This is a genomic window from Fibrella forsythiae, from assembly GCF_017353175.1.
Classification (GTDB): Bacteria; Bacteroidota; Bacteroidia; order Cytophagales; family Spirosomataceae; genus Fibrella; species Fibrella forsythiae.
The window spans coordinates 544710-570147 of sequence record NZ_JAFMYW010000003.1; the positions used below are offsets into that span (position 1 = coordinate 544710).

Consider the following 25438-nt stretch of genomic DNA (forward strand, 5'->3'; position numbering starts at 1 on the left):
TCAGCCATGTCTGAGTTATCGAAAACGCTGGGAATTCTGGGGCCGTTTGTGCGCGGCTTACCGCTGACGGCGGCCATCATGACCGTGGCGTTGTTTCTGGCGGGACGTTACCTGCGCTACGCTACGCCTATGTACGACAGTATGGCGAAGATCAAGCTGGCCGATGCCAACGAGGGAGCTCCCAGTGCTAATCTGTACAAGGATTTCGACGTGTTCGCCAATACAAATAAAATTCTGGCCGAGGTTGAGTTGCTGAAATCCAATGTGTTGCTAACCAAGGCGCTGTCAGATCTTGACTTGGCCGTAACGATCTACAGAGTTGGGAAGCTACGGAAAGCAGACCTGTACGGGCAATCGCCCATTCGTATTACGGCGGCGTTTACGGACCCTACATGGTACAGCCAACCGTTCAAGCTGGTCATCCGGCGCGATTCCCTGACGGCCATTACGCTGCCAGGTGGCAAGACCCTCAACTGCGAATTAGGCCGGATTATGACCTTCGAGGGCGGTAGCATTTTCATCAGCCGTAACGAAGCGTTGCTGAAAGAGCGTCATCACCTGGCTATCAATGATACTTACGAGTTCATTGTCAGAACTAAAGAAAGTGTGGTTGAGTCGGTGGTAAGTGATCTGGATGTGATGGCGGTGGATAAAGACATTCCAGTGCTGCGCATCAGCTACCGGAGTTCCGTACCCCAGAAAGCTGCCGACGTGGTGAATGGCGTAGCGGCCGCATATATCGCCGACGGTGTGAACGACCGGTTTCGCACGGCCGATACCACCGTTGACTTTCTGAATAAACAGCTGGTTGACGTAAAGAGCCGGTTAACGGCCAGCGAGCAGGCCATTGAAGGCTACCGGAATAGTAAAAACATCATCAACATTCGGCAGGAGACGGAAACCGATCTTCGTCAGATTGCCGATTTGCAGAAACAACTGTCGAGCGTACACATGAACGTGCTCGCCATCGACAGCCTGAACAGGTACGTTCGCCGGAACCCTGATTTTCTAAGGTCGGCCCCCAACTTCGAGGCGTTCAACGACCTGCTCTCAACGGAGATCGTCAAGAAAATGAAGCAGTTGCAGGGCGACCGGCGCGAACTGCTGACGCGCTACACGCCCGAGCATGAAAAAGTACGGCTACTGGATACGCAGATGAACGACCTGGCCGACTACATGAAGGAGAGCATCAACAACACACTTACCAATCTGAAAATCAAGCATAACGACCTGGGCCGAACAGTCCGCGAAGCCGAAGCGCAGTTTATTGGACTGCCCACGAAAGAGAAAACCATGACCGTGCTGGAACGCAATTTCAGCCTTGATGAACAGATATACCGTTTTCTGCACCAGAAACGCACCGAAGCCGATATTGCCCGTGCCGCCACTATCTCGTTTCACCGGGTCATTACCGAAGGAAAAGTAGCCCGCACCCCGATTTCGCCTAATCCAACGCTCATCAAGGTGCTGGCGGGATTCCTGAGCTTATTAATCAGCATTGTGCTGTTGTACGGCGTGCATTTCCTGAAAGCGCGGGTCAACAACGTAGAAAATATTCAGAAGACATCGGAGACAGAGGTAGCTGGTATGGTGCCATCCTTGGCGAATCCGGCAAAATCCAGCGCTTTTTTCCGGCAGTGGGCACTACACATGGAGTTGAAACAGTGGCTGGTGCCGGGCTCGGTCATCACCATTTCGTCGTTCGATAAAAAGGAAGGCAAACGTACGCTGGCTACGGGGTTAGCAACGGCGCTCGTTAACCTGGGCAAGACCCTATTGGTTGTCGATGCCGATGGCACGCTAACCCAGTTTGGTGAGCCGGATAATCCGGCTTATGTGAACGTACCTGCTACTGACCCCCAGTGGCAACGGCCTATCAACTGGATGCCGATGCTCAACGAGTGGAAAGCCAGCTATGATGTGGTACTTATCAAAAATGCGCCGATTACCGCCGAACCGGCAGCGGTGATGCTGATGGCTTCCGCCACGCTGAACCTGCTGGTGCTCGACAGCCGCCGAACCAAACAGAGCCGGGTACTGGAAGCCGATCTGCTGGCCCAAAACCTGATGCTGCCCATGATGCGCTTCGTGCTAAATCGGGCAGGATACACGCCTTCGCTGCTGAGCGAGTTGAGTCAAACCGTACGCGGTCTGGTGGTTCGTCGTCGCGCGTCGACACCTAAACAGAAGGAGGTGTACGCATGATACCAGCTTCGATAAAACAACTCGTGGGTTCTGAAAAAGGGCTGGTTTTGGCCGATCAGGTGGTAGTTAGCGGGTCGGCGTTTATAACCAACCTACTGCTGGCGCACGCGCTGGGTCTGGCTGCTTACGGTCAGTTTTCGGCAGTAATACTAAGTCAACTATTTCTCCTGTCTGTTCAGCAGGCGGTTGGCAGCGGCATCTACCAGGTCGTGTTTCCCGGATTGTCTGAAACTGAACAGCAACGTTATACCAACGGGCTGTTCTGGCTTCAGTTGGGTTGGTTAATAGGCTTGATGGTGTTGTCTGGTCTGATCTACAGCCTGTTGCCGACTCGTGTTATTCCCTTCAGCATTCATGTTCTGCTGCCTGCTGTTGTGGGAACAGGCCTGTATCTGTTGCAGGATTTTCTCCGCAAGGTCCTGCTGGTGCAACAACGGGCGGGCCACGCCCTTCTGCTCGACTGCCTGACTAATGTTGGTCAGCTGGCACTGCTGGCCGTCTTTAACTGGCAACATGCGCTATCGCTTCCGGTTTCGCTTTGGATCATCGGAGCCACGTTTGTACCCTCAATTGTACTGGGAATAGTCTGGTTACGAGCGGGTCAGCCACAGGCTACCAATGGCCAGTTCGTCTGGGAAAAGCATCGGCAGCAGGGCGGCTGGATGCTTCTGTCGGCCCTGACGCAGTGGCTGGCCGGTAACTTCTTCATTGTGGCGGGAGGCTGGTGGCTGGGTGCTGCCGCATTGGGTGCGCTCCGGCTGGCGCAATACATCTTCGGGTTGCTCAACGTACTGCTTCAGGCGCTGGAGAGTTATGTCATTCCGAGGGCAGCACAAGTAGCCCATTTGCCCCTTAACCTATTAACGTACCTGCGTGCGGTATTGCTTAAAAGTCTGCTCGGGTTGCTGCCGGTGCTCCTGTTTCTGACGCTGGGTGCCGAACCCTTGCTGGCCTACATGGGTGGCAACGACTACCGCCCGTTCAGTTACGTCATGTACGGGCTGTCGGCGGTGTATATGCTGGTGGTCTGTAGCTACCCGATCCGAATCATCCTGCGGGTTCGCCTGCTTAATAAACACTACTTCACCGGCTATGCCCTGACCACGGTATTCAGCCTGGCTACGGCCTTCTGGCTCATCACCACCTGGGGGTTGGTGGGCGTACTGGTCGGCCTGTTTTCCACCCAGGTCATCCTGATCACGTACTGGCTTTTTGTTGTACATCATAACGGTTTATTCGTATGGAAATCATTCATCTTGTTCTCGGTAAGGCCAATCCGGCCCGAATGAACGGTGTCAATAAAGTAGTGAACGAGCTGGCTTCCCAGCAGCAACAGGCCGGGTATGCGGTCGAGGTCTGGGGGTTCTCGGCCAATCAACTACACGATTATCCGGAACGTACCTATACCACGCGCCTGTTCGAGGCGAGCCGGAATCCGTTCTGGGTTGGTGCCGACTGGAAACGCGCCATGCTGGTCAGAAAAGGAACGGCCGTTGTGCAGATTCACGGCGGCTTTGTGCCCCGTTTCTATGCCGCTGCCCGTTTCCTGGCAGACAATCGAATTCCGTATGTGGTTACGCCTCACGGTAACTACAACTGGCATGCGCTGCAACGAAATAGGCTGACCAAGCGACTGTATTTCAATTTGTTTGAACGAAAAGTGCTCTCTGGCGCCAGTGCTATTCACGCGTTGGGAAAGAGCGAGATCGCCGGTTTGCAGACCATGTATCCGAACCAGAAGTCGGTGCTGATCCCGTACGGCTTTTCGGTGTACGAACAACCCGGCGAGCCGATCGACTCGACGTTTATTATCGGTTTTTGTGGTCGCCTTGATATAGACCATAAAGGACTTGACTGGCTCATGGATGGCTTTGCCGATTTCCAAAAGAACGTACCCACAGCTCGTCTCTGGCTGATTGGCGACGGCCCGCACCGGTTGCAGTTGAAGCAGATGGCCGACGATCGGAACGTTGGCCAACAGGTTACCTTCTGGGGGAGCCGCTTCGGCGAAGAGAAGCTCCAGTTGTTGGGCTTGTGCAGTCTGTTCGTTCATTCGTCGCGGTACGAAGGCCTGCCGGTGTCGGTACTCGAAGCTGCCTCGCTGGGGCTGCCCTGTCTGGTGTCTGAGGCAACCAACGTAGGCGATGCCATCCGGGCGTTCGATGCCGGGTACGTTGTTGAGCAGGGAACAGCGCCGCAGGTAGCCGAAGGGCTGACCGTTCTGCACGATCAGTGGCAAACGGGTGAGCTGGCTCAACTGGGCCGGAACGCCCGCGAGATGGTCGATAAACATTATAACTGGCCGCGTCAGGTAAAGCAGTTTAATGAGTTGTATCAGCAGGTATGGCACGCCAATTAACCGCCCCCCGCGACCATAGCCGGTTTCTGAAAACAGTTGGTTTCTTGCTGACGATAATCCTGTTTGTCAAACTGGGCGGCTTCTTCACCTGGAGCAACAACATCTCGATTACGCGGGTCATTAAAGTCATCAGTCGCATTGCCATGACGACCTCTATCTGGTACCTGTACCGGGCCATCATTAACCGGGGGGCGGTGGCGTCGTTCGGCTGGAAACAGAGCTTGTCGCCGTTTCTGTACGTGGTGTATCTGTTTCTGGGTTTGCTGTCCGTGATGTGGTCAACCGATCCGGGGTATTCTGGTCTTCAGTGGTTTATGGATATGGAAGGGTTGGTATTTGCGTATTACTTCATTGCCTGCTTTATCCTGATCGACTATTTTTTTAGCGGAAGTGCCGTGAAGATGTACCAGGTGATCGGCGATGCGGTCATGATGATGATCAGCATCTTTCTGGTTGGCATGTACATCGATCCCGAGACGTTTTACCGACTGACGCACGGTGGTGAAGAAGCACGTCTCGGTGGATTTATCATGAACCCCAATGAGTTGGGCATGCTGTGCGCGGTGGGCGTTTCCTGCTTCATTTTCAATATCTACCGAAAACACCAGTTCGTCTGGACGTTCATCAAGATTGGCCTGCTGATGTGGGCCGTTGTGCTGACGGGTTCACGTTCATCAACTATTGGCTGCCTGCTGATCGCTTTTTTCCATATTCGTCAATCGTCGAATACAAAGCTGAAGCTGGCCATGTATGCCGGTGCGGTCATGGTAGTGCCGGTGGCAGTTCAGACGCTATTGATTAAGGAACACGGTGGGGGGTTAGACGAAGTAATGAGCATGACAGGCCGACTGCCGTTCTGGACGGCCTTGCTAAACGAAGGCCTGCCGAGAGCACCTTTCTTTGGCTTCGGCTTCATGCGCATAGCCACCACCGACTACTTCCAGGGGGAGCACATCTTCACCTACGCGGCCAAGATGACCCACAACACCTTTATTCAGGTCTTGATGAATCTGGGTTTCGTGGGCTTCTTCATTGTACTCTTCCAACTCGTATTCACCATTCGTGGCTTTCTGCAGGTGCCCGAAAAAGAGAAGAGCCTGATCTGCGTGGGTGTGCTGATTCCGATCATGATCAACTCGTTTACCGAGTTCGGTATTTTCGGCGAAACCAACTACGGCATCCTATTCTATCAACTCCTGATTTTCTACATCAGCCTGTCGATAAATCCGCTGCTGACCCCCGGCGAAAAAATCTATCTCTACCGCCGCCGCCCCGATCTGCGCCCGGCTTAGTGTATGCTGAATGCTTGCGGCGGTCCCGCGTCCGGGTTAGGGTTTGCGCCGTAAGCATTACCGTTCCAGAAAATGGAATCGCTTTCCTGAAGACGGAAGGTGGTTTCAGAAAAAGAGGCCAATACAGCGCGTATTGGCCTCTTTTTGGTACTGGCATGGTACTGGCAGGTCTTGTTTACATGAACAAGTTGGTGTACACATCAGACATACAGCGGTTGCAGACCGGGCTAACGAAAATTGGCATCCCTCTGGCCACTAAACCGACAACGGCGGCCAATTGCACGATCTCCTGTTACCTATACCGTAACCCCGATGGCAGCATCCGGTGGTTATGGCCAATCTGGTCTGATCAGCCTGATTTTCTGCGCTTTTACCACGCCGGTAGTCGCCAGGCGCGTTGGTTCGTTTGGTTAGTTCGGTTACTTTTTCGCCTGAAACGGGGCCATTGGATGGGTCACGATCGCATCACATTCTACACAACCGAAGCGGGCTACCAGTTGCTTCGACGTACCCAGGTTAATCGGTGGGCGCTGTTTACCGGTACGGCCGGGCCAAATCGAAAGCTGGTTATCTGGTATAACACGCAGGTTGAAAAAGGCTTTTTCCTGAAAGTTGCGCTGGCTGAACCGGCCGTAATAAACCTGCGACAGGAAGCGTTGGCCCTGCGGCAACTTCAACAGAACCCATTGCTGCAATTGGCTACACCCCAGCTCGAAGCCTATTCAGAATCGATGCTGATTCAGGAAGACATGGGCGATGCCGATACCTGGCAGATTAACAAACTGGCCGAGTTGCCGTACGGGGCAATGCAGGAGTTTGTTAGCCAGAACTGGCACACGAAACCATTACAGCAGGCCGATTTCTGGACGTCGGCCCTGGATGCTCTGGTGAAATTGCGGGTAGCCAATGACAGCCGCATACCCGTTAGCCTGCTCGATAAGCTGGAACGGCTGATTCAATCGCTTGATGAACAAGCACCGATTGCCGTTGCCTCGGCCCACGGTGATTTTACGCCCTGGAATATCCTGTTGCGCGGCCACAAGCTGTGCGTGATCGATTGGGAGTTGTACCGCGCAGAGTTGCCGGGTTTATACGACCTGTTTCATTTTCAGTATCAGTCAATGGTTATGCTGGGCAACCAGGGCTTCAATGCCATTCGGCGGGAGGTCGATACCATCTTGAAACAGACCGACTGGCGTTTGTTCCGTGAACGAAACTCCGTTGATGTCGACCTTGCCGAGAAACTATACCTCATTCATACCATAACGTATTACCTGTCGGTCTACAGCCGTCAGCCCGATTGGCACCAGCAGGTAAACTGGCTGCTCGACACCTGGAATCAGGCACTCACGTATTGGCTGGGTCAGAAGCAGGTCGTATCTGACCGGAAACTGGTATTGCATGACCTGGCTTTCTGGCTTCACAAGCAACCCCACGCGGCCCTGAAATTCCTGCCAACGTACCTGGATGCGCTTCCCGACTCGTCAGACCTGGATCTGGCCATGCCCCGTCAAACGGCGAAGCAGTTGGTCAGGTACGTTCGGCAGCATCCGTTGATTCGTCAGGTTACGGTAGATCATCGGAGCTTTATGAAACAACTGCATATTCAATGCCTTGATAATACCAGTCTGCATGTTGACCTGATCTGGACATTCAAGCGAAAGCACCTGGAATTCATGGACGCTCATGCTGTCTGGGAACAGGCCACGCTGGCACCGCATGGCCTGAACGTACCTACACTGGCTTGTAATCAGACCTACGTCCGGCGGTTCTACGGTCTCAATAATGCGCTGATACCAGCGCGGTACCGACACCTGTTCGATGAACCGGTTATTGGCTCCCTGTTGGCTGAATCGGTGACCGACATCAGAGCGATGCCCCAGAATCGGGGGTGGCGGGCTGTACGCAGTAGGCTGGCTTACGGGCTTGATACACTTCGGTCGTTTGCTTTTCAACGCGGAATGATCGTGACGTTCAGCGGGGTTGATGGTGCCGGTAAATCGACCGTAATTGAGCAGACCAAACTGGAGATCGAGAAAAAACTCCGGCAACGGGTGATCGTGCTTCGGCACCGGCCATCGCTCTTGCCGATCCTCAGTGCCTGGCAGTATGGCCGCCGGGAAGCGGAACAACGATCGACTAATCGGCTTCCTCGTCAGGGTACGAATCAGAGTGGTCTGTCGTCGCTGCTTCGGTTTGCCTATTACTACGCCGATTACCTGCTGGGGCAATTTTACGTGCAGGTGAAATACGTCTGGCGTGGCTACATTGTTTTGTACGATCGTTACTATTTCGACTTCATCAACGACAGCCGCCGGAGTAATGTACAACTGCCGTCTGGGCTAGCCGCTGGTCTGTACCGTTTCCTGATGAAGCCTCAGTTAAACGTATTCCTCTACGCGCCAGCAGAAGATATTCTACGCCGGAAGCAGGAATTAGATGCCGAAACCATCGCTGACCTGACCCGCCAGTATCTGGGCCTGTTCGATAGCCTGCAAAAACAGTATCCGTCGTCAGAATACATGCCGGTGCTGAATCAGGACCTTCCCGTTACCCTAACCCGCATTTTTGACCGTATTCAACGCACTACGGTGGGTACGCTGGTGGGGTAATGGGCTTCATGCTGTCGAAGGGCCAAGCGAAAGCAACCCGACAGCGCGAAGCCAAGCGAAAAATCAATCAACTAATCTTCTCTAGTCTCCCAATGAAAACACTCCTTGAACGGATCGTTCAGTTACGTAATCCGCGGTTTCGGTTTTCGCCTGCCTTGGCTAACGGGCTCATTCTGGCGTTCGGCTGGCAACAGGTAAGGGCGTTGGTCAGGAGTAGCGGCCTGTTGCTGCGTGGTCGTTTGCCGAAGGGAATGGTTCGGGGGCGGGGCGTTCAGTTTTTCAATCTGCGTCAAATCCAGTGGGGGCGATTTTTGAAGCTGGGCGACCACGTGTATTGCTCGGCGATTGCTACGGATGGTATTCGGCTGGGCAATCAGGTAAGCATCGGGGCCTTCAGCCGGCTGGTTGTGTCGACTACGCTCGATAACCCCGGCCTGTATATCCGGATCGGCGACCGGGTGGGCATTGGCGAGTTTGCTTATTTGGGTGGCGCGGGTGGCTTAACGATTGGCGACGATTGCATCGTTGGTCAGTATTTCAGTTGCCATCCCGAAAACCACCTGTTTGGCGACCTGAACGTACCCATCCGGTTGCAGGGTGTCGAACGCAAACCAATTATCATCGGTATTAACTGCTGGATTGGCAGTAAAGTCACGGTGCTTGGCGGCGTAACCATCGGCGACGGATGCGTCGTAGCGGCCGGTGCCGTGGTAACGCAAAGTTTCCCCGCCAACAGCCTGATCGGCGGAGTTCCTGCCAAACTATTGCGTACCAGAGCAGAGGCTACTAAAACGCGTCAGGCTTCGTTGTCGCTTGCCTGTAGCGAGTGAAAACGGCCTCAGCAATAAATCCAATATCCGAAATCCCAGATCCGACATTGAAAACTGTACTCGCCACCGCCTACGCCGTGAATCCGTATAAGGGTTCTGAAGATGGCATGGGCTGGAATTTTATTCTGCAGATGGCTCGGTACAACCGCGTTGTTGCCGTTACCAGGCCAAATAACCAGCCTGCAATCGATCGCTATTGGGCCGAACATCCGGAGTTAACCGAGCTTCAGCAACGTACCCGGTTTCTGTATTTCGACTGGCCCTACTGGCTGCGATTCTGGAAGAAAGGGCCACTATTGTCGATGATCTATTATTACGGCTGGCAACTGAGTCTGGCTATCTGGCTTCGGCGGCAGCGCCTGACGGTCGATCTGGTTCACAACGTGAATTTCCACAACGACTGGACGCCAACCTTTCTCTGGTTGCTGGGTAAACCCCTCGTTTGGGGGCCGGTGGGGCACCACCCGGCTATTCCTGATGTAGCCCTGCGCGAGTTTGGCTGGAAAGCAGCTCTTCAGGAGCGAGTGTTATGGGCCGTGAAGCAAACCTTCTGGAAGCTGGACCCGTTTTTGCGTCTGAGTAAGCTACAGGCATCGCACATTCTCTGCATGAACCAGGCAGCGGCCGACGTGCTGCATCTGCCAGCCAGTCAATACAGCCTTGTGCCGTCAGTTGCTTCTGCTCCGGTCAGTGTGTCCAGTTCAGGGAGAGCCGGTTCAACGCTCTTCCGGGTGCTTTCGGTGGGGCGGTTTGTGCCGCTCAAAGGCTTCACCAGCACGGTTCGGGCGTTCGCGTACTTTTATCATCAGCTCGCGCCCGACGATCAGCAACGTACCCAGCTCACCCTGGTAGGAAGCGGACCAGCCGAGCCGCTCATCCGGCAACTCATTGCTGACTGTGGTATTGGCCATTGTGTCGAGATTATAAACTGGTTGCCGAAAGAGGCGGTAGCAGCCTGTTACCAATCGGCATCGGTGTTTCTGTTTCCGTCGTACGAGGGGGCGGGGATGGTGGTGGCCGAGGCCATGAGCTACGGCCTGCCTGTACTCTGCTGGGATAACGACGGACCGGGCCGCTTCGTCCATCCTGACTCTAAGCTACGGGTCTCCTGCCAGGTGCTTGAGGTCGGTGAAATGCAACTGGCCAACCGGCTAGACTCCCTGTTTCACCACCCAAGTTTTTACGAACACGAAAGCCAACTGGCGTTACAACGTTTCAAAACCAACTTCAATTGGTCTGTTCGGGGCGAACAGCTCAGAAAAATCTATACAGCTGTTTTGTTGGCTAAACGATCAGCAGCAAGTTCATCTTATGACATCCAGGCGACTTATAGCGGTTCATCTGCTCAATGACTGGAGCGGTAGCCCGCTCGTTTTCCGGCAGGCACTCGAAGCGCTTAGCCAAACTGGGTACGTTGTTACGCTGTTTACGGCAACACCGTCGGGCAAGGGTTTTCTGACGGATATCGATGGCGTAACGACCGAAGCGCTACGGTATACGTGGCACCCGGTTAAAGTCATTACGCTCATTAACTACCTGCTCGTTCAGGCTCGGCTTTTTTGTCGGCTGCTGTTTTTTCTGCAGTCAACAGACGTCGTATATATCAATACGTTACTGCCGTTTGGTGCGGCCCTGGCGGGCTGGGTACGTGGTTGCCGGGTTGTGTATCACGTGCACGAAGTGAGCATAAAGCCCTGGTTATTGAAGGTATGGCTGCGTGGCGTAGCCAACCAGACAGCCCAACAGGTGTTGTATGTGTCAGCCTATACGGCCCGGCAAACGGCGCTGGCCAGGCCCGAGAGCAAGCTGATCTATAACGCCTTGCCAGACGCATTCAGGCAGCGGGCCAGCCAGATCAGCACACCCAATACTGTCTTTCCGTTCACGGCACTCATGCTCTGTTCCAACAAAGCGTATAAAGGCGTTAATGAATTTGTGGCGGCCGCCCGACAGCTACCCCACATGCGGTTTTTACTGGTGTTGAATACAACCGCTACCGACGTCGAGGCATTTATTAAGGCCACCACCCCTCCCGCCAACTGCATCGTTTTCCCTGCACAGACAGACACCATTCCGTTCTACCAGCAAGCGCATGTGGTATTGAATCTGTCGCACGCCAACGCCTGGGTTGAAACCTTCGGGCTGACAATTCTGGAAGGCATGGCCTGCGGATGTCCCGTTATGGTTCCGCCCGTTGGTGGCGTCCGCGAGCTGATCGACGATGGGGTAGAGGGTTTTGTCGTTAATGCCCTACATCCGCAGGAGCTAGTTGATGCGTTGCAACAGGTATCGGCCGATATGACGCTGTATATGCGTATGGCGCAGGCCGCTCGCCAACGCGCCGGCTTCTTTTCCGGCCATTCGTTTCGGCAGCAGATAAACGCTGCCTTTAGCGCAGACAACACCCTGACTACAACCGCTAGCGGTTGACTTGCAGGTCAGCTGCCACAGTCGTGATTACGCTGTCTAGTTTGCTTATCAATTGGCTTAGTTGGTTGGTTGTTAGTGAGTTAGTCGCTTCTTTCTCAATTGTTCTGATGTCGTCTTTCAGCGCCACAATGCCCAGATTATCGATCGATGGCTTAATGCGATGCGCTATTTTCGTGATCGTCTCGTAATCGTTCAGAGCGAAAGCCTCTTTGATTTCCCGTACCGAGGCCGGTCCATAGTCGATAAACAGGTTGATCATTTTGGCGATAAACGTCTCGTCACCGCCTGCCATGCGCCGAAGCGCAGTTAAATCATACAAGGGAGGCACCGCTGCTGCTACCGGCTTAAGCGGGCCCTGCTTTTTAGCCAGCCATTTAGCTACAACGGCTAAGAGTTGTGCCTCTTCAAAGGGTTTAGACAGGTAATCGCTCATGCCGGCGGCGATAAACTTTTCGCTGTCTCCTTTCACCGCGAAAGCCGTTAGAGCAATCACCGGTAGTTGACTGTCAATGCTCGAACGGATCGTTCTGGTGGCTTCTATGCCATCCATAACCGGCATTTGCACATCCATCAGTACCACGTCGAAAGTCTGGTTTTGTAACTTCTCCAGTGCATCCAGCCCGTTATGTGCCTCTTCGATAACGGCGCCATAGTTACTCAGCACGGTTGAGGCCACCAGCCGATTCATCTCGTTGTCGTCTACCACCAGAACGCGCTTACCGGCAATGAAATCGGTATTCACCAGGTCTATTTCTTTCACCGGCAGATTCTCCTGAAGGCCTTTGGCAAACGGAATAACGAAGGAAACAGACGTACCCAGCCCTTTTCTGCTCTGCACCTGCATGGTGCCGCCCATCAGTTCAACCAGGTTTTTACAGATGCTCAGCCCCAGACCTGTACCGCCGAACCGTCGGGTGATCGACGCATCTTCCTGTCTGAATTTCTGGAGAATCGTTTCAGAGAAAGCCTCATCCATGCCAATGCCTGTATCGCTTACAGTGGCTTCGATGAGCTGCTGTGTCGAATTATCGCTAAGTACCTGACAACGGATATCGACGCTTCCTTTTTCAGTAAATTTTATGGCGTTGGAAATAAGATTGAGCAGGATCTGATTGAGCCGGTACGGATCACCAATCAACACGGGCGATAGCTGACTGTCGCAAAACGAATTGGTAAACGCCAGCCCTTTTTCTTCGGCCTTGTGCATCATAACCTGCATGGCCTTGCCAATCACTGATCGCGGTTCAAAACCGATCGCTTCGAGCGCTAATTTCCCCGCTTCAATCTTCGACAGGTCAAGAATGTCGTTAACGATGATCAGCAGGTTATCGGTGGCCGATTGGATCGTGCTCAGGTAAAACTGCTGCTCTTTTGTCAGTGTCGTTTTAGACAATTGATTCGCCATGCCCATGATCGCATTCATAGGCGTGCGGATCTCGTGGCTCATATTGGCCAGAAACAGCTCTTTCACCCGGGTCGATTCTTCGGCTACTTCTTTGGCATATGTGAGATCTAATTCCAGCTGTTTCTGGCGGGTAATGTCAACATGAGTGCCAATGATTTTCAGCGGTTTATCTTCGTCATCTTTCTCCGTTACCACGCCCCGGTCAAGTACCCAGTGAATGGTGTCGTCGTTATGAAACATGCGGTACTCTGTATGGTGCTGACTAATCAGGCCTGCTTTGTACTGCTCGTCGTTCAGTTCCAGAATCTTCCGATCGTCGGGATGCACCCGGCTCCACCACAGGTCGGCTACGTTCGAGGTTTCTGCTAACTGGTAGCCCAGTACGTTATTGCTGGGGTTCGAGAAATAGGTTTTACCCGTTCTGAAATTATGTTCCCAATAATTGTCGCCAACATTGGATAACGCTATCCGGAGCCGTTCTTCATACTCTCTCAGCTTCAGCTGCACTCCCTTTTCGGCCGATATATCCTCGATCATTGAAAAGTAGTGCGTAACCGTTCCCTGCTTGTTCAGCACAGGCTGGCCGTTGGTTCGTGCCCAGAACCAGGTGCCATCTTTCCGGTAGTGAATGCCTTCAATGTCGAACGGTTTACCGTTGGCAAACGCATCAAGCATCGTTTTCAGGCTATTCCGGTCAGAAAGAGGACCTTTGCACAGGGCCATTGGGGTTTTGCCGATAATCTCAGGAATACTGTAGGCGGTGAGGTTGGCAAAGCCATCGTTCGACCAGAAGATGTTGCCTTCCAGGTTGACGAAGACGACGCCATTTTTGTTGGCGCTCGCCACCATCGACAGGCGTTCTAATTCAGCTTCATTCTTTTTGCGTTCAGAAATATCTCTGATGAACGAGCAAAAGAATTGATCATCCCCCTGTTTGACAGGGATGATGTACATCTCGATGGGAAAGGTCTTGCCAGCGTGGTTGATGGCGGGTAATTCCATTTGCTTACCCAACACAGGCCCATTCCCTGTATCTGCGTAATGCTGCATCCCCCGCTCATGCGCAGCGCGGTGTACCTCCGGAATAATCATGTTGGATAACCGCTTTCCAAGCACTTCGGCCGCTTTCCAGCCAAAAACGTGCTCGGCCTGCGGGTTCCAGAATGTGATCAGGCCCGCCATGTCGATCGTGATGATGGCGTCGAGAGCTGCGTTCATGATCAGGCGGTTCTTTAACTCGCTTTGCTCAATGGCATCCTGGCTTCGTTTCCGCTCCGTGATGTTCGTATAGCTCCACAGATGACCTTTATACGCTTCGTCGATGTAGATCGGGATGTAGTCTCGCTGGAATATGGAGCCATCTGCCAGCTCCAGTATCTCGTTGGTAACGAGCTGTTTGTTGGTTAGTATGTCGTCGATCCGTTTAACAAAACTATCCGGATCTTTGAATAGGTGTTTGGTTTGTTCGGCCGTATGTGTGCAGTCAATACCTTTCAGCAGGTCTGGCGCAACGGGTATGGCGAACAGGTTGCAGAACACCTGATTGGTGAAGACTATTTTTCGGTCTTCATTTTCGAGCAGAACGCCGCTCTGCATGTTTGTTATCAACGAGGAGAAGACCTCTTCAGCATTTTTGCGCTTGTTAACCTGCTGGTTCAACAAATGAGCAATGGCCAGCAGGTCGTCGGCTCCGTCAGGTACGTTTTCGTCTGATACTTTACTGGCTACTTCCTTTAATTTTTCAATAGACTGTTTCTTAACGTATATCTCGCGTTTGAGCTTCGTATGAAGCGCCAGGTATTCTTCTTCGCTGATGGTAAACGCCCGTTCGGCCAATTCCCTATCCCGATCAAGCGCCCTGTATGACTCGCTGATCACCTCCAGAAACTTCTTCATACCTGCGCTGCCAATTACCTCTGCCGGCAAGTATTTTATGATTTGCTTCGACAGAAGTTTATGGTAATTCATAAAACGAAGTAATGGTCATGGTCTGATTGTGTAGTTGACAGCTCCCCCCATCGTACAGCGGAGATAGCTCACCGTTGGCGTAAAAGCCGATGATAGGTACGTCGCTCCCCAGCGTATCGCTTACGGCTTCCACTTCCTCATCGATACGTGGCCCGTAGATGAGCTTCCGGCCCACACAACTTATCAGCAGGGTGAGGTCCGGTTTACGATTATTGGCAAACCGGGTTTGCTGAGCGGCATCGGCCGCGGCGGCCGTGAGCTTATCAAAGTTAGCTTTCATAAAACGGACGTTTGAGCCGGCAGGTACGTCACCGGCAAACGTCATACTTTTTTTGTCTCTGTCGATAGACAGGATGGTGCGCACTACGGATTTTTCGGCACCCGGCATCGTTACGGAAAGGGGAAACAACAAGGCAGCTCCCGGTAGATTCTCCGCATCGGGACCCAGGTATTTTCGGTAAATGGCCAGAGCGTTCTGGTCGTCAATCTCATACAGGACGTTGTTCTCTGATCTGGTGATTTCTTTTTCAAGACCAAACATGTCCCAGCCACCCTTTGAGCCGTGGGTAACAACCAGTTTCCGGCCGTAGAAGCCAATCGCTACGATGTTGCCTTCCGTGGGTTGGTCGTTCAACCCTACCAACGTTGATTTAAACTGGGCCGCATCGCCAGCCAGCCCACCCGTCACCAGTACGTTTTTGGTACTGGCCGTAAGCCCTCTTACCAGATCGCTGCCATTGACCAGACATCCGTCTGATAAAACCATCATGTAGGTCAGGTCGTCGGCCAGTAGCTGGTTGGCCAGTTGTTTGGCGGCGTCGAAACTACTCTTGAAGTCGTTGATGCTGACCGAGGCAGTTTGAATTCGGGTATGCCCGAACGCCATGGCAACGGCTACCAGTGTGTTATCATGAACGATATCCTGATAGATCTCGCCGGCTGTACTGCATATGGCTATCTCTGCCTTTGGAAATTTCGTGCGGACGGTGGCAAAGAGGGCGTCATTTTTCAGTATTTCGATGGCTGCAAAACACAAAACCAGCTGAGCATCTTCATCCGCCAACGAATGGCTGACAGCGTGTTTTGACCAGGCATTATCTGAATACTGAACGATGGATGCGACCATTGGAATGGCTATTGACGTAGAAAGTGAACCAACAGCTATTCACCGACAAAATCGTACCAAACTTAAGGGTATTGTATAATGGACTTGTAATCATGCGGTTGGTAATTAGGTATGTAGGCTTCTTTTCCATTATCTGGAAAAAAAGTCTCTATTTGGGAAAATTTCACCCGGCAACGATAGGCCGTTTCTGGTGCCGACACCAACTAGGTACAAGGTGCATTGGAAGGCCTGGAAAAGGAGGCGATACCATCGGCCTACTATCTACTTAGCTGGCCCCTGAGACTGGCTTTATAAGCAGTGAATGGTTGGTGAACCCCGATTGTATAATGTGGAACGGTTTTCCAGAATTCGGAATACTGATGTGGCGAAAACCCGTAAACTGAACAGATAGAGGGGTTTTTCCGGTTTGGCACGGCTTAGGCTAATAGGCTATCCACAAATAAATTATCAGCATGAGTAAGACAAGCGTAGCCATTATTGGCACTGTTGGTATACCAGCCAAGTATGGCGGGTTTGAAACCCTGGCCGAGCACCTGGTCGAGCACCTGGGCGACGAACTGGACATAGCCGTGTATTGCACAACCAAGAAGTACGGGCAGACCGAACGGCAGAGTCATTATAAAGGTGCCCGGCTCATCTACCTCCCTTTCGATGCTAACGGAATTCAAAGCATTATTTATGACTGCATCAGCATTGTGCACGCCCTGTTTTATGCCGATGTGCTGCTGATTCTGGGCGTAAGCGGCGGTTTCATGCTGCCATTTGTCCGCTGGTTCACCAACAAAAAAGTGATCATCTCCATCGATGGTATTGAGTGGAAACGCCACAAATGGAGCAAACTCGCCAAGTGGTATTTATGGGCCGCCGAATGGATGGCTGTTCGGTACTCGCACGCCGACATTTCAGACAACGAGTCGATCCAGAATTATACAGCAATTCGCTATAAAACGCTGAGCCAGATTATCGAATACGGTGCTGATCATACAATGGCCGTGCGCCCCACGCCCGCCGATCGGGAACGCTACCCCGTTCTGGCAAAACCATATGCTTTTACGGTGTGCCGGATTGAGCCTGAGAATAACATCCACCTGGTTCTGGAGGCTTTCGCCCAGTTACCCAAACGAACGCTCGTACTGGTGGGCAACTGGCAGAACAGTGCCTATGGCGTAGCGTTGCATCAGCAGTACAGTACATACCCGAACCTTTACCTCTTCGACCCGATCTACGACCAGCGGGCACTTGACCTGCTACGGAGCAATTGCCTGGTTTATGTGCATGGCCACAGTGCGGGTGGAACTAACCCGTCGCTGGTTGAGGCCATGTATCTGGGTTTGCCCATCATGGCGTATGACGTAACGTATAACCGAACCACCACCGAAGGGGAAGCGCTGTACTTCAAGTCGTCGGATGCGCTGGTCAATCAGATTCAGCAAACATCGGTTGCCGATCTGAAAGCACAGGCAGCCGTTATGAAAGCCATTGCTCACCGCCGATATAGTTGGTCGGTGATTACCCGGAAATACGCGTTTCTGGTGCAGCGTGTCATGCAGACCTCAACCAAAAGTAATCTCAATTCTGAAGCCGGCTCGCAATTATCGCCCGACTGGCTGTTGCAGGCCGGTCTGGCCCATCTACAGGCACCTGCTTACTTCTACGAATAACAACTTGCCTCAACCCATGCTTACTAACGTACAAACTACTGCCAGCCTGTTCTACGGCATCGCCATTGCGCTGCTGCTTTGCTGGATGCTGCTGCCGCTGCTGATTCGCCTGAGCCCACTGATCGGGCTGGTTGATCGGCCCAACGACCGGAAAGTGCATCATCAGTCAATTCCGGCCATTGGCGGACTGACTATTGGCCTGACCGTGATCGGAACGGCCATTATCTATGCCCCTTTGCAAGCCTTGTTCTGGCAGCATATACCGTTGGCAGTAGCTCTGGTCATCTTATTGGCCACAGGCGTGATTGATGACCGGTTGAATATCCGGGCGTCGCTGCGGCTGTTTATTCAGGTAAGCTGCGCTGTTGCTGTTGCCCATCACGGCATCCGGCTGACGTCGTTGCATGGCTTGTTCGGCATCAACGAGCTGTCACTAGTTTTGCAATACGGGCTGACCGTACTGATCCTGACCGGTATGGCTAACGCCTTTAATCTTATAGACGGCATCGACGGATTGGCGGGCAGTCTGGCGTTGATCAATATGGTCTTGTTCAGTACCCTGGCGGTTTTCTTCGGGCAACGTACCTGGCTGGCGTTGTTGCTTCCGGTAGTCGGCGCGTTGCTTGCCTTTCTGAAATATAACTGGCGACCTGCCCGGTTATTCATGGGCGACGGCGGCTCTGTTGTGCTCGGTTTCCTGATCGCCGTTTTAGGGATCGTATTCGTTGAGCGTGCCTATCAGGATCGGAGCGCCTATGTGCCGCAAGTGGTGGCACTGGTAATGGCCAGCTGCATGATTCCGGTACTCGACGCGCTCCGTGTGTTCGCCAATCGAATCAGCAAGGGGCAATCGCCCTTCCTGGCTGATAAAAACCACATGCACCACTGGCTGCTGAAACACCGCCTTGCTCATTCTCAGATAACGGTCAGAATGGCTGGTATACACGTCACGCTGCTCCTGCTTTCGCTGGTTATCTCGGTTTTCTTCAGCATATCGCTGGTCGTTATTGTGCAGGTTGGCGTTGTCTTTGCTTATACCGGCATGATGCAATTGAGCCATTCTTTTCTAACGAGCTATCGACTGGTCAAATTACTGGCCTCTGGTTGAGGGTTAATTTAGAAATATGAAGCCTTTCAGGTTGTTTGTAGGCCGTAAAGCGTATCCCCGTGAGTAAGCAATACCATAGAGCTAAAAATATGTACCTGCTAGTAGCTAGTTTGATGGATATAATTAGTTTCTTTTATGGTCAATATGGCAACTTGAAGCTGATTCTCGTTGCCTGTACAGCTTACCCATACAATCCGCAGACGACTACAGTACGAATCAAACAGCCTCATTGATTCTGTGTACTAACTTAATGCTACCCACTCAATGAAGGACTCTGGTGCCTACCGTATTTTTATTGTTGAAGATGATCCCTGGTATGGCGAAGTACTTAAGTATCAGCTCTCGCTGAATCCAGATTATGAACTGCATCGGTTTACGACCGGAAAAGACTGCCTAACGTACCTGGGTACGTTGACGCCCGACCTGATCACGATCGATTACTCGTTGCCCGACACCAACGGAGCCGACCTGTTCAAGCGGATTCATGAGCAACTGCCCGACGTACCTGTCATTGTCATCAGCGGCCAGAAAGACGTTGAAACCGCTGTTGGTCTACTGCAGGCCGGGGTACACGATTACTTCGTAAAAGATGACCGGACAAAAGACATGCTCTGGAATGCCGTGATCAAGATCCGGGAAAACCAGAGCCTGAAACAGGAGATCGAGCACCTGCGCGAAGAACTGGGGCAGAAATACGATTTCAGTTCGATCATTAAAGGTAATAGTCCGGCCATTCGAAGGGTGTTTTCGCTGGTTGAAAAGGCCGTTCGGACCAACATCAATGTATCGGTCACGGGTGAAACAGGAACCGGGAAAGAACTGGTGGCCAAGGCGATCCACTACCATTCTGACCGGAAAAAGAAACCGTTCGTAGCGGTTAACATGGCCGCCATTCCGCTCGAACTGGCCGAAAGCGAACTCTTTGGCCACGAAAAGGGGGCATTTACCGGGGCCATTAACCGTAAAATAGGCCGCTTTGAAGAGGCCAATAAAGGCACGCTGTTTCTCGACGAGATAGCTGAGCTCGACCTGTCGCTGCAAAGTAAATTGCTGCGCGTTTTGCAGGAACGCGAATTGACGAGAGTGGGCAGCAGCGAACGAATTGCGCTCGATATCCGGCTGGTTATTGCGTCGCACAAAAACCTGCTCGACGAGGTAAAAGCGGGCCGTTTCCGCGAGGATCTGTATTATCGGATCATGGGGCTGCCCATTGCCCTGCCGCCCCTCCGCGACCGGCCAACTGATATTATGATTTTGGCGCGGCACTTTCTGGATGATTTCTGCAAGGAAAATCGCCTGCCTGCCATGGCCATTTCACCATCGGCAACCGATAAACTAATTCAGTATAGTTTTCCGGGCAATGTACGGGAGCTGAAATCGGTGATGCAACTGGCCGCCGTGATGTGCGATGGAAACGAGATCAGACAGGACGATGTCTTGCTGGCGTCTGAGTCGGAGGATATGCCGATGCACGGCGAAGAAAAGACCCTGCGCGACTACACCATTCAGGTTATCAAGTCGTACCTCAAGAAATACGATAACAACGTGGTGCTGGTTGCTGATAAACTCGATGTGGGCAAATCAACCATTTATAAGATGATTCAGAATAACGAGCTCTCGTTGTCCTGAATTGGACCATTATGCGTATGAACCCATTGGCCAGCTCGTCTGCCGAGCAACTCACGTCTGTTACTTCACTACATCAGGAGAACGAACGTCTTCGGAGAGAAAAGCAGGAGCTAGAGGTGATCGTGCAGCAGCAACGGGTCGTCATTACTCAACTTGAACAGCAACTGAGCGAACGGACAGATGCGCCAGAGGGAGTTGACGAGTTGCGTACGCATGCGCACCGGCTGGCAAACCTGCTCAATGACTTTCAGGAAGGCATTTTACTGGAAGATGAACACCGGTCAATTGTGCTGGTGAATCAGTTATTCTGCGATCTGTTCACGGTACCCCTGGCGCCTCACCAGATGAAAGGTATGGACTGTTCAGGCATGGCTGAACAAAGCAAACGCTTTTTCAGGCAGCCCGAGCAGTTTGTGGCGCGGGTCAATCAGTTATTGCGCGACCAGAAGCATGTGGTTGGCGAAGAACTGGAACTGGCCGACGGGCGAATTCTGGAGCGCGACTACGTACCTATCTTCATCGATAACCTGTATGCAGGGCACCTTTGGAAGTATGCAGACATTACCAGGCGCAAACTTGCCGAAAAGGCCTCGGTTCGGCTCAACGAGAAGTATCGGCGCATCATCGACAATATGAATCTGGGCCTGATTGAAGTGGATCTCGACGAGCGTATCGTGTATACCAATCAAAGTTTCTGCGCCATGAGCGGTTATGATGCCGACGAACTGATTGGTAACGTGGCTACCGAAGTTCTGCTTAAAGGCCAGAATATCGACGTTATGCGGGAAAAGAACGAGAGTCGTTTAAAGGGCAGTATGGATGCCTACGAAGTGGCTATCAAAAACAAGCGGGGCGAAGCCATGTGGTGGCTGGTTAGCGGAGCGCCGCTGTATGCCGAAACCGGCGAGGTTGTTGGCTCGATCGGTATTCACCTGGATATAACGAATCAGAAGCAGCTTGAATCAGAATTGCGCGTTGCCAAACAGGAGGCCGAACGATCATCGCAGGCTAAAGAGCTTTTTCTGGCTAATATGAGCCATGAGATCAGAACACCGATGAACGCCATTTTAAGCCTGGGGCAGCAACTGACCAAAACAACTCTGACCGATCATCAGCAGTTTTTTCTGAGCATGATCAACACCGCTGCCCGCAACCTGCTGGTTATCATCAACGACATACTGGATTTCTCGAAGATTGAGGCGGGGCAGTTATCCTTGGAGCATATTGGCTTCAATATGGGCGATCTACTTCAGCGGGCGGTGAATGTGCTGGCCCATAACGCCCGGGAAAAAGACCTGCAGCTGGATGTGGTTGTTGGCTCTGGCCTGGCTCCCGTACTACTCGGCGATCCGTATCGCCTTAATCAAGTGTTGATGAATCTGGTCGGAAACGCCATCAAGTTTACTGAATCAGGCCGGGTGCAGGTACGTTGTCAGAATCGTACGGTAGGTAATAGCCAGCTCGTAACTATCTGTATTGCCGACACAGGCATTGGCATGACGGCCAGTTTCAAACAAAACCTGTTCGCGAAGTTCACGCAGGAAGATGGGAGTATCGGGCGGCGTTACGGGGGTACGGGATTGGGTATGAGCATCACCAAGCAACTGATTGACCTGATGGGCGGTACGATCGAGGTTGAGAGCGTGAAGAATGAGGGCACTACCGTAACAGTGCACCTGTCTTTCCCGATTGGTATAGGCGACGTGCTTCCGGCCACTGATCCAGGCGCTCAGAATACGTCTCTTCTTGCCGGTAAACGTATTTTGCTGGTCGAAGACAACGATATGAATCGGCTGGTTGTGACCACGATTCTGGCCGCCTGCGCTGTCACGGTGATTGAGGTCGCCAATGGCGCTGAGGCACTGGATATAGTACGGACACAGGCCGTTGATCTGGTGCTGATGGATGTTCAGATGCCAGTGATGGATGGCCTGGAGGCCACCCGCATCATCCGGCAGGAGATTAGTTTGTCGTTGCCGGTTATTGCGCTCACCGCCAGTGCTATACGTACCGAGAAAGAAGAATGTTATAAGGCTGGTATGAATGGCTTTCTGGCAAAGCCATTCGAAGAAAGAGAACTGTTTGACGTGCTGCTTAAATGGCTGGCTACTGATAAGCCGCTGCCCGGGACCGACGAAAAACCATTATACGATCTGTCGAAACTGGAATCGATTGGCCGGGGTAATCAGGCATTCATACAGAAGATGATTCGTCTGTTTTGTACGGATGCCCCCGACGTGGCGGCCCAGCTTAAAATGGCCCATCGAGACGCCAACGTTGACCAGATCAAACAACTGGCTCATCGGATAAAGCCGGCCATCGACAACCTGGGCGTACAGACGCAGCGGGCGGTTATCCGGCGAATTGGCGAGCTGGCAACCAACGAACCCGATTCGCCTGAACTCCCAGTATTGATAGACCAGTTTAAGGAAGCCATATCGGTCATTGTTGCGCATATGCAGGCTACGTACCCAGGCGTCTAGTAGCCAACGTACCTGGGTTTAAGCAGGCAGGTAAACAGTGAAGGTCGCCCCTTCGCCAACCTGGCCACGAGCTTCTATACCACCGTTGTGTTGTTCAACAACTTTCTTCACAATTGCCAGGCCAATGCCTGTGCCTGGGTATACGCTGTTACGACTATGTAATCGTTGAAAAGCCCCGAATATGCGGTCTTTGTATTGGTCATCGAAACCAATTCCATTGTCAGCTACCCGAATGGCCCAGTACGAGCTGGCCTGGGGCGTTGGGAGTGAAGCAGGCAACTGTTTGCCCCGAACCTTTTCGGCGCTTATTCGTATGTGTGGCCGTACACCCGGCCGCGAGAATTTCAAGGCATTACCAATCAGATTCTGTATTAATTGCCTGATGGTTAAATTGTTAGCTCTTAGAGTCGGCAGCGTCGATATATCAATCACTGCCTTTTTATCGGCTACGCGCGTTTCCAGGTCTATCAGTACTTCCGAAACCAATACATTAAGATCAAGCGAGTTGCTGATGTCGGGCAGGTTTGTTAGGCGGGAATAGGCCAGCAGGTCCCGGATCAGAATCGACATCCGATCAGCTGCACTTTGCATACGCTGAATCAGGTCTTGTCCGGATTCGCCAAGTTGCGGGCCAAATTGCTGCGACAGCAGATTGCCGAATGATTGAACCTTCCGCAGGGGTTCCTGCAGATCGTGACTGGCAACGCCCGCAAACTGTTCAAGGCTCTCGTTCGATTCGCGCAGTTGTTGCTGCGTTCGCTGGGCGGTGGTGACATCGCTGAACGTAACCACCACGTTATCTGACCCCTGCCGAACCGCCGATACATTAAACCAGGCTTCGAGCCCCTTTTCGTCGCGATAGTACTGAGTTGCCTGCTCGGGCTGGCCAGTTGTCACAACCCGCTGATAAATAGCGAGAAACCCTCCGTCGGCGTTTCCGGGAAAAGTAGTCAGCAATCGAGTTCCCACAATCTGGTCGGGAGTGTGCCCCGTCATGACGGTTGTGGTACTGTTGGCTTTCTCCATCAGGAAATCAATGGGCTGGCCGCTATCATCTCGAATGGCCCTCATGGCTATTATACCGTTTGGCGACGATTCGAAGATGGCCGTCAACTGGTCTTTTTGCCGGGCCAGATCGAGTTGAGCCTGTTTGCGTTCTGAAATATCCAGTAGGGTCAATACCAGTCCGTCGCCCTGTCTGATTGCGGTGATATCAAACCAGGCGTTCAGCCCATCTTCCCTGAATTCCTGCTCTATCTGTTGTTTTTCGCCCGTTTCAACCACGATCACGTAGCGATCGAAAAGCCCGTTTTTGCGCTTGGTGGGGAAAAGGCTCAACATCCGCTGGCCAATCAGGTGCTCAGCTGGTTGTTGCATGATCAGACAAACCTGTTGATTAGTCGAGAGCACTTCAAAATCAATGATATGCCCTTTTTCGTCGCGAACAGACTTACAGGAGATCACGCCGGATTGCACGCCGTCGAGTACGTTCTGGAGCATATTAGCACTCTGCTGCAGTTGCTGTTCGGCTTGTTTTTGCTCAGTTATGTCATTATAGGTTACCAGCAGACCTGTCTCTGTCTTCTGAATGGACAGGTCAATCCATTTCTGGGGAACAGGGTAAAAATGACTCGTTCGAATTGACTGACCGGTCCTGTAAACAGCTAAATAATGGTGAAACATGCCCTGTTCCTGCGTTTCAGGATACAGTTGTATTAGCGTGTTTCCCAGCAGTTGCTCACGCGTATACCCCCCGCCCAGCAGCAGCAATGCGCCATCATTGACCAGCGTTACCCGAAAGTCGATCACCTCACCGGCATCATTCATGATGGGCTCAAACGCAGTAATCCCACTCAGAAATGTATTTATAACACCATCGAGAAGTTGGTTTCGATGAATAAGCGATACCTCGGCCTCTTTTCGAGTCGTTATATCGCTGAAAATCAAAAAGAAGCCGTCGCCCAGGCGCCTGGCCTGTGTTTGTACCCACCGGCCAGCCCGCTTAAAATAGGATTCGTGAATAAATGGCTGATTATTCTGGATCAGCGGCATATAGGCTGTTTCCAGCGCCCGCGCCGCTGGAAACCGTTGAAACAGCGTTCCCTGCCTGAAATCGGTGTCGGTATACCCTAAGAGCATACGGGCCTGCGCATTATAATAGACTGTTTCATAATCTATTATAATGCCTGCTTCATTGCGGATAGGTTGGTACGCAACAATACCGTTAGGCGATCCGTCGAGAATACCCAACAATAGATCCGATGCTCCGGTAGTAGGGAAGTGGGTAATCATAAAGTCATTGAGTAACTCGTAGGCAAAGCCGTTGAGTA

The 25438-nt window shown here is 52.3% G+C and carries 15 protein-coding genes; 12 read left to right on the top strand and 3 right to left on the bottom strand.

Going from position 1 to position 25438, the window contains the following annotated elements; all coding sequences use genetic code 11:
* Positions 1-6 precede the first annotated feature (6 nt).
* The 8 genes from J2I46_RS13670 (at position 7) to J2I46_RS13705 (ending at position 11728) form a co-directional block, all read left to right on the top strand.
* The gene (locus tag J2I46_RS13670; protein WP_207329586.1) at positions 7-2205 is read left to right on the top strand and encodes a GNVR domain-containing protein; all 2199 of its coding nucleotides are present in this window, start codon (positions 7-9) and stop codon (positions 2203-2205) included.
* Complete coding sequence (locus J2I46_RS13675) at positions 2202-3494, top strand: MATE family efflux transporter (protein ID WP_207329587.1); 1293 nt, start codon at positions 2202-2204, stop codon at positions 3492-3494. The genes J2I46_RS13670 and J2I46_RS13675 overlap by 4 nt, the downstream gene beginning before the upstream one ends.
* Positions 3446-4564 carry a glycosyltransferase family 4 protein gene (locus J2I46_RS13680; RefSeq protein ID WP_207329588.1) on the top strand — a complete coding sequence of 373 codons (1119 nt, stop codon included), beginning with the start codon at positions 3446-3448 and terminating at the stop codon, positions 4562-4564. The genes J2I46_RS13675 and J2I46_RS13680 overlap by 49 nt, the downstream gene beginning before the upstream one ends.
* A complete protein-coding gene (locus J2I46_RS13685; RefSeq protein ID WP_207329589.1) occupies positions 4549-5856 on the top strand; it encodes an O-antigen ligase family protein in 1308 nt (435 codons plus the stop codon). The genes J2I46_RS13680 and J2I46_RS13685 overlap by 16 nt, the downstream gene beginning before the upstream one ends.
* 179 nt (positions 5857-6035) lie before the next feature.
* Positions 6036-8468 carry a phosphotransferase gene (locus J2I46_RS13690; RefSeq protein ID WP_207329590.1) on the top strand — a complete coding sequence of 811 codons (2433 nt, stop codon included), beginning with the start codon at positions 6036-6038 and terminating at the stop codon, positions 8466-8468.
* 92 nt (positions 8469-8560) lie between these two features.
* Positions 8561-9298, top strand: coding sequence for an acyltransferase (locus J2I46_RS13695; protein WP_207329591.1), 738 nt, complete (start codon positions 8561-8563; stop codon positions 9296-9298).
* 47 nt (positions 9299-9345) lie between these two features.
* The gene (locus J2I46_RS13700; RefSeq protein WP_207329592.1) at positions 9346-10650 is read left to right on the top strand and encodes a glycosyltransferase; all 1305 of its coding nucleotides are present in this window, start codon (positions 9346-9348) and stop codon (positions 10648-10650) included.
* Positions 10610-11728, top strand: a complete 1119-nt coding sequence (locus J2I46_RS13705) for a glycosyltransferase family 4 protein (protein WP_207329593.1) — start codon at positions 10610-10612, stop codon at positions 11726-11728. Before J2I46_RS13700 ends, J2I46_RS13705 begins: the two co-directional genes overlap by 41 nt.
* Here the strand turns inward: J2I46_RS13705 and J2I46_RS13710 are convergent.
* Positions 11718-15101 (bottom strand): PAS domain S-box protein, encoded by a 3384-nt coding sequence (locus J2I46_RS13710; protein ID WP_207329594.1) that lies wholly within the window; start codon positions 15099-15101, stop codon positions 11718-11720. The two genes, J2I46_RS13705 and J2I46_RS13710, sit on opposite strands and share 11 nt — an antisense overlap.
* A complete protein-coding gene (locus J2I46_RS13715) occupies positions 15088-16227 on the bottom strand; it encodes an FIST signal transduction protein (RefSeq protein WP_207329595.1) in 1140 nt (379 codons plus the stop codon). The genes J2I46_RS13710 and J2I46_RS13715 overlap by 14 nt, the downstream gene beginning before the upstream one ends.
* 452 nt (positions 16228-16679) lie before the next feature.
* Between J2I46_RS13715 and J2I46_RS13720 the strand changes: the two genes are divergently transcribed.
* The 4 genes from J2I46_RS13720 to J2I46_RS13735 all read left to right on the top strand — a co-directional run bounded on the left by J2I46_RS13720 (position 16680) and on the right by J2I46_RS13735 (position 23108).
* A complete protein-coding gene (locus J2I46_RS13720) occupies positions 16680-17888 on the top strand; it encodes a DUF1972 domain-containing protein (RefSeq protein ID WP_207329596.1) in 1209 nt (402 codons plus the stop codon).
* Between the two features lie 16 nt (positions 17889-17904).
* Entirely contained in the window at positions 17905-18996 is a 1092-nt protein-coding gene (locus J2I46_RS13725; RefSeq protein ID WP_207329597.1) for a glycosyltransferase family 4 protein, read from the top strand.
* A 264-nt stretch (positions 18997-19260) separates the two neighbouring features.
* A complete protein-coding gene (locus tag J2I46_RS13730; RefSeq protein WP_207329598.1) occupies positions 19261-20625 on the top strand; it encodes a sigma-54-dependent transcriptional regulator in 1365 nt (454 codons plus the stop codon).
* 17 nt (positions 20626-20642) lie between these two features.
* A complete protein-coding gene (locus J2I46_RS13735; RefSeq protein WP_229379744.1) occupies positions 20643-23108 on the top strand; it encodes a hybrid sensor histidine kinase/response regulator in 2466 nt (821 codons plus the stop codon).
* A gap of 18 nt (positions 23109-23126) precedes the next feature.
* On the opposite strand, the gene J2I46_RS13740 is transcribed toward J2I46_RS13735, so the two are convergent.
* Positions 23127-25400, bottom strand: a complete 2274-nt coding sequence (locus J2I46_RS13740; RefSeq protein ID WP_207329600.1) for a PAS domain-containing sensor histidine kinase — start codon at positions 25398-25400, stop codon at positions 23127-23129.
* Positions 25401-25438: the final 38 nt, after the last annotated feature.